7 protein-coding genes are annotated in these 6,617 nt (G+C 56.2%); 3 read left to right on the top strand and 4 right to left on the bottom strand.

Features of this window, described 5'->3' with window-relative positions; translation table 11 throughout:
* The first annotated feature begins 305 nt into the window (after positions 1 to 305).
* Positions 306 to 839: a hypothetical protein gene (locus VFU50_06895; protein HEU5232570.1), complete on the top strand. Its 534-nt coding sequence runs from the start codon at positions 306 to 308 to the stop codon at positions 837 to 839.
* 233 nt (positions 840 to 1,072) lie between these two features.
* On the opposite strand, the gene VFU50_06900 is transcribed toward VFU50_06895, so the two are convergent.
* From VFU50_06900 to VFU50_06915, 4 genes are all read right to left on the bottom strand, one after another.
* On the bottom strand, positions 1,073 to 1,924 hold the full coding sequence (locus tag VFU50_06900; protein HEU5232571.1) for a DUF4097 family beta strand repeat-containing protein: 852 nt from the start codon (positions 1,922 to 1,924) through the stop codon (positions 1,073 to 1,075).
* The gene (locus VFU50_06905) at positions 1,917 to 2,903 is read right to left on the bottom strand and encodes a DUF4097 family beta strand repeat-containing protein (protein HEU5232572.1); all 987 of its coding nucleotides are present in this window, start codon (positions 2,901 to 2,903) and stop codon (positions 1,917 to 1,919) included. Before VFU50_06905 ends, VFU50_06900 begins: the two co-directional genes overlap by 8 nt.
* Before the next feature lie 286 nt (positions 2,904 to 3,189).
* The gene (locus tag VFU50_06910) at positions 3,190 to 3,993 is read right to left on the bottom strand and encodes a HEAT repeat domain-containing protein (GenBank protein HEU5232573.1); all 804 of its coding nucleotides are present in this window, start codon (positions 3,991 to 3,993) and stop codon (positions 3,190 to 3,192) included.
* The gene (locus VFU50_06915) at positions 3,990 to 4,649 is read right to left on the bottom strand and encodes an RNA polymerase sigma factor (protein ID HEU5232574.1); all 660 of its coding nucleotides are present in this window, start codon (positions 4,647 to 4,649) and stop codon (positions 3,990 to 3,992) included. The genes VFU50_06910 and VFU50_06915 overlap by 4 nt, the downstream gene beginning before the upstream one ends.
* A gap of 626 nt (positions 4,650 to 5,275) precedes the next feature.
* Between VFU50_06915 and VFU50_06920 the strand changes: the two genes are divergently transcribed.
* Together VFU50_06920 and rho are read left to right on the top strand one after the other, a co-directional pair.
* Positions 5,276 to 5,494 (top strand): DNA-directed RNA polymerase subunit omega, encoded by a 219-nt coding sequence (locus VFU50_06920; protein ID HEU5232575.1) that lies wholly within the window; start codon positions 5,276 to 5,278, stop codon positions 5,492 to 5,494.
* A gap of 118 nt (positions 5,495 to 5,612) precedes the next feature.
* A partial coding sequence (rho, locus tag VFU50_06925) for a transcription termination factor Rho (GenBank protein HEU5232576.1) occupies positions 5,613 to 6,617 on the top strand: 1,005 nt, incomplete at its 3' end.

A 6,617-nucleotide genomic window follows, 5' to 3' on the forward strand; every position in this document is an offset into this window, starting at 1 on the left:
CTACCGGCAACGGTACTGACGCGCGTGTAGGGTCAAAGAAGAGATTTCAAGTTTCGAGTTTCAGGTTTCGCCTAAGCCATGGCCGTAAAAGAGTCGCCGCCTCGAACAGACGTTGAAATCTGGCTTGGGCCGAAACTTGAAACTCGAAACCCCGAAACGCTTTTACGCGGAACAGTCTCCATTACCACTGCCCGCCATTCACGGTACTGCCGTAACGTTGTCCTTCAGCACAGCACTGCTATGCTCCACATTGAATGCGTGTCTTGGGCGGCAAGTCGTTGAACGTTCTGGCGTGCCTCCTATTCGTGTGTTCATTGTGCGCCGCACAGGACCGTTCGCCAGCCGCTGCTTGCCCCCTAAAACCCACGGTCGCGGGCACGAATGTCCCATTCCACAGCGGAGAGCACATCGTTGTGTGGTTCGAGAATCACGGCGACAAGAACGTCTCCCGAACCCTGCTTCAGCTCACGATGATCGACGCATTCGGCCAACGGCATCCGGCTTTGAAGGCCTACATTGTCGATTCCCAGGTGAAACCTAGCGAGGCCGGGCTGATGATGGAATCTTCACTGTCCGAAGCGCAGCACCTCGGCCCGCAATGGAGATCAGTGCGCGGACTCGAAGTCCAGGTGACCGATATCACATTCGCCGATGGGAGCCAGTGGCACGCGGCTGGTTCAATTCCCTGCAGCGGAACCTTCTATAACGCGGCTTACGAACACGATATGCGCGCCTGGAACGCCGCACTTCGAACAGATTGGAACCGCCGACATCCTGAAGATCCAATGCCAGAGCCCGCACTAGCGGCCTGGCTGCTTCCACGCAGCGAGGGCTGGTAATGAAGCACAGCCGTCGCATCTTCCGCAGAGTGGTTCGCCTCGTGGCTGCCTACGTTCGCTGGCCGGGAACGAGCAATTGCCGCGGAAGCAAAGCCTTCTAAAGCGGTTTCGAGTTTCGGGTTTCAAGTTTCGGCATAGGCAGTCCTCAGCAGAGATGTTGGCAACTGGCTTTGCCGAAACCTGAAACCGTCTAACTGGCTTTGCCGAAACTTGAATCAAAACTTGAAACTACCTTATTGCGTCTTCACTCCCGCCTTCCGAATGTAAATATTGCCGTTGAAGTTCCTGAATTGGATTTCCTGCCCACCGCCGTTAATGGTTCCGCGTACCGTCTTGTCGATCTTCACGTGGTAACGTCCATCCTGGCTGCGACTATCTTCGGCTACTTGCTGCGGAGCGCGCGCTGCCATAGCTACGTCGAAATCGCTAAAGACATCGCCACGATCGGAGCTAATGACGAGATTCGCTTTCAGATCAGCCGGAAAGGTCACGTCGATGTCACCGTTCAGTGAGCTAAAGGCCATCGGTTTGCTCGGATTTACCCGATTAAACGTGACCAGCACTTTGCCGTTGAGTGCATGGGCAACCACCGTGCCCGATACTCCGGTGAGCGTGACTGACCCGTTTACGTCGTTCACGTCGAGCTCCCCATCAACATTTGAGACTGAGATGTCGCCATCGTTCACCGTATGCAGGCTCAGCGATGTGTGCACCGGAACGGTGATGGTGAGATCGATCGTGCGCTGCGTCGAGGCGGCTCCGATGTCCACGCGATTACTCTCTTCTTCGACTTCGAGTCCGGTGCTGTTAATGGGAATGCGATGCATACCCGCCGCGCCGCCTTCCCGGTCGCGATCGTCGTCGCCGGACCGAGCCTTGGCTTCTACGATGACTTCTTTGCCTTCGTAGCTCTTCACGGCGATGCTGCCGTTGAGCAGGTGTGCTTTCACAAACGCCGGGCGCGCCGGATCGCTCAGAGGCACCGCCACTCGGTCGCCGCTGCCAACTGCTGCCGCGCTGGCCGGCGGAGCCGAAAGAACTGCAATGGTTATGAATGAAAGAGTGAATGTAAGTTTCTTAATCATGACGCTCACGAATATGAATATCTCCGTTTAAGGTTTCGACTTTGATTTCCGGTCCGCCGGCGGCAACGCGCCCGCCGGTGTAACGGTCTGCGTGGAAAACAAACTTTGTGCCCTGCTTCTCCTCGATGGGCTGACGCGGCGGCAATGAAGACATCTGAAAATCGGTGAACACGTCGCCATTGAAAGTCTTGAATCGCAAATCAGCCGAGAGCTTGGGAAGGAAGTAAAGATCGACATCGCCGTTTAACGTGGCGAAGGACGAGTCGGTGCGGGGATTGTCCCGAAATAGGACTTTCAATTCTCCGTTTACCGTCTTTGCCGTGCCGGAACCGGCAACGTTGGTCATCTCAATCGAGCCATTTACGTTGTGAACTGAGTATTGGCCGCTCACGTCACTCACAGTCACATCGCCTTCGTTTACTGTGCGAAGAGTGAGATCCACGTCACGCGGCACTTTTACGTCGAAGTCGTACACGACCACATAGCCCTGGTGTTCGCGATTATTCGTGCAGCTTCCGCAGTCGCAATTGCAGTTGCAGCGGAAGGGGCCGTTGACGTAGAGGCTTACACCATTCGTTGGCTGCGTGATCTCGAGCGTTACATCCCTCTTCGCCTGCGCGACTTTGTCCTGGGACTCGGCGTGGATCGTTTTCTTCGCGACAAACTCAACCTGATTCGAATCGGTACCCGCAACGTGAATCGCTCCCCAGACGTTGTCGACGGTGACACTGCGGCGTCCTCCTGCTGCGGGCAGGGGGATGGTCTTGTTGATCGTCTCCTGCTCGGTCACGGTCATGCCTGACTCTTCGAAGTCATGCACATGAACGTGCGGGTGTGGATGAGGGTGAGCCGCGACAAACACCCTTGGCATCGGCATTGGCGACTGCGCCGTTGCTTTGTTCAGCCCGAACGCAAGCAGCAAGCTGATGAAGATTTTCGACGTGGTGCGCAGTGTTTTTGTGTTGAATTTATCGCTCATATAATTCCCACGTTGGAACAAACATCCAACCGTTTCCGAACTGTCATCCTGAGGCCTGCCGTCGGCCGAAGGATCTCCCGCGACGCTTCCGACTAATTTGCACTCAAGAGGCTCCTCGGCCAGGTTCTTAATATAAGAGCCAGGAAAGTGCGTACTAGCCCTGAAGCTCCTCGGGAGATCCTTCGCGCAAAAGAAGCGCTTCAGGATGACAGTGCTAAAGAACCCAATTTCTTCCAGTCATTATTCAGTGCTCCGTCCGTTCACACCGTTAAGCCCGACCCACTCCTCAGCTCAACTGCTGAATACCCCACTGTGCTCTTTGCCGCACTGCAGGATTCACTTTGGAGTCCTGCTCAATCCGGCGTAGATGATCTTTCGCATCGCTGTCGCGCATATCGACGAACAGATCAATCAGCGCGATCTGCACCAGCGGCGACTGCTGATCCTGCAGCGCGTTTAGCAAGCCGGCGCGCACCTGCGCATCTTCTTTGTAGCGGCGCAAAGCGTCGAGTGCCGCAAGGCGCACATCCACACTGCTGTCGAAGCGGAGCGCGTGCAGCAACGCACCTGTAATTTCCGGATCAGCACGATCAATCTGCGTGCTGTAGTTCACGCCCTGCAAACGCTGGCTGGCCGACTGCTGCTCGAGCATCGACAATGCGACGAGCTGCCGCAGGTTCGTCAACTCGGTCTGCATGGCAGCCATCTGCGGATTCTCGACCTGATGTGAAGACGTGTAGTGTTCTCCCGCAATAAACCCAACCAGCAGCAGGCATGCTGCGAGGGCGCTTGCCAGCGGAGGGGCGAAGGCACTGCGCATCCAGGCCGCAAACCAGCTTCCGCGCTCGCGCTGCAGGCCCTGCTTCTCCCAGCGTCCTTCCTGATAGGCGTTCAGCATGTGCTCGAAGCGAGCGCGTGAGGCGGGGCTGGGCTCCTCTTGCGGCAAAGCTGCGAGCTTCTGCCACATCTCGACGTCGGCGCGGCACTGCGCGCAGAGCTCTGTGTGCTCTCGAGCGAATGCCATATCGGTTGCCGACAGGCGGCGCTCGCAATAGTCAGAAAGCATTTGCGCGAATCGGTCGCAGGTCATTGCAGAATTCCTTTCTCGCCTTCAGCGGACGGCGTCGCCTTCCCGCTGGAGAGCTTTTCGAAGATCGTGCGCAGTTCGCGCAGCGCGCGATGAATGCGGACTTTCACAGTCCCAACTTCGCAGTCGAGCATGCGCGCGATCTCTTCATACTTGAGTTCTTGAAAGCGGCTCAGCACGAGCACTTCTCGCTTCTCGTCGGGCAGCATGAGCAGGGCTTTGTGCAGCAACGCTGTTTGTTGCTCATTCTGAGCCGCATCGTTGGGCACGACGGCTGGCGACATCTCCGGCTCGAATTCGAGCGCTTCAGGATGTTTGCGAACGTGATCCAGTCGTGCGTTGCGCGCGATCTGGTACATCCACGCACGAAACGGAGTGCCGGGCTTGTAGCTCTGGCGATATTTGAGGATGCGAAAGAAGACGTCCTGCACCAGGTCTTCGCTCACGGTTCGATCGCCGGTGAGCCGGCGGTAGAAGTTGAACAACGGGCTCTGATAGCGGTCAAAGAGCACCGCCAGCATTTCCCCTACGCCTTCTCGCACCTGCAACATAAGTTCTTCGTCTGGAAGCGTGTTGGTCATTGCGCGATGCGCGTCGGCCCCGGCCTTCACCGACGTGAGGCCCGATTGACCGGGAATTCCGATATGCGCTGTGGCCATGGCTTGCTCTTCAGCTCGCCGCCCCTTTCGAAGATGAAAACTGAGCATGGTGGGAAAGGTTACAAGGCGGGGCAGATTTTGGGGCAAAAAGCCAGTGTCGGGCGGACGAACTGGACTTAGTGGACGGAGTGGACTTTGTGGACAAATTGACGACCGTAAGCTCAGCAGGGTAAGAACAAGGACCAGAACGTCGGCAAGAACCCGTAAACCTCAGTTCCTCTCTCGCTCCATCCCAGTCCACCACGTCCACAAAGTCCACTTCGTCCACAGCAGCTATGCCAGTAACTGCAGCATCAACAATTATTTACATACGTGCCAGATTTTTTTCTTGACCCCCACCCAGCGACCATATACCCTACCGCTTCTGCAGGGCGCTAAGCAGTTTTTTGGCTTGGCTTTGTAGATTCGAGCAACTCTGCGAGCTGGTTTGGCATCTCCTATCGCGCTGCCAGAGTTCTCCCCGGAATAAAATTCCGCAGCAAGTAGTCAGGAATGAAGATCCTGTGACTTTTTAGGCTCCTGCGCCGTCTAATAGTAAGCAACTGCTTACCTGGGCCCCCAAAAGTTTCCGAGAAGGCTGTTAGCTGTATCTCTAAGATTCTAAAAAGAAAGGAAAAATACCTATCATGCGCTCTGATTTGATTTATGATGCTCTCGGCACGGTACAGAACCGATACCTTCTGTGCCAGGTCGCTTCAAAGGCGACTCGCAAGTTCCACAAGCCCAACACCCGCGTACAAGAGACAATGAACGAAGTCCTTACCCGTGTGGGTAAGGCCAATGCTCCTGACCGAGTGATGGGCACGACTGAAGAAGCGTTCGAGCCGCAGCGGCAGGCTGCTTAAGCAGCCTCTGCCGCGCGCCCGGCGCGGCGTTCTCCCCCAAGGATCCTTCGCAAGATTTTTTCAGAAGTTTCTCAAAATTCCACACCTCTCCTTATTTGCAACAACTCCGTAGGTGATCATGACCATCGCTGAACTGAAAGAAAAGAACATCACAGAACTAACCCGCATCGCGCGTTCCCTGGAACTTCCAGGCGCCAGCGGACTTCGCAAGCAGGACCTTATCTTCAAGATCCTGCAAGCACAGAGCGAAAAAGAAGGACACATCTTCGCCGAAGGCGTCCTCGAAATCCTGCCCGACGGCTACGGCTTTCTTCGCTCTCCCGACTACAACTACCTGCCCGGTCCGGATGACATTTACGTTTCTCCGTCGCAGATTCGCAAATTCGACCTCAAAACCGGTGACACGGTTAGCGGCCAAGTGCGTCCGCCGCACGAAGGCGAGAAGTACTTCGCCTTGGTAAAGATCGAAGCCGTCAACTTCGAGTCGCCTGACGAGGCGCGCAACAAAATCCTCTTCGACAACCTGACCCCGCTCTATCCGCAGGAGCGCATCAAGCAGGAGACCGTGCGCGAGAACATCAGCGCACGCGTTATGGATCTGCTTACGCCAGTCGGCAAAGGACAGCGCGGGCTGATCGTCGCTCCGCCGCGCACCGGCAAGACGATGCTGTTGCAGGCGATCGCGAACTCGATCACGACGAACCATCCGGAAGTCGTGCTGATCGTTCTGCTGATCGACGAACGTCCGGAAGAAGTTACGGACATGCAGCGCTCTGTAAAGGGCGAAGTGATTTCTTCGACCTTCGATGAGCCGGCAGCCCGCCACGTGCAGGTCGCCGAAATGGTGATCGAGAAGGCGAAGCGTCTCGTCGAGCACAAGCGCGATGTCGTGATCCTGCTCGACTCAATTACTCGTTTGGCACGCGCTTATAACACGATCGTGCCGCCATCAGGCAAAGTCCTCTCCGGCGGCGTGGACTCGAATGCGTTGCAGCGTCCGAAGCGATTCTTTGGCGCCGCCCGCAACATTGAAGAAGGCGGATCGCTCACGATCATCGCCACCGCGCTGGTTGAAACCGGCTCGCGCATGGACGATGTGATCTTTGAAGAATTTAAAGGCACC

It is taken from the genome of Terriglobales bacterium, from assembly GCA_035764005.1.
Lineage (GTDB): Bacteria > Acidobacteriota > Terriglobia > Terriglobales > Acidobacteriaceae > Gp1-AA112.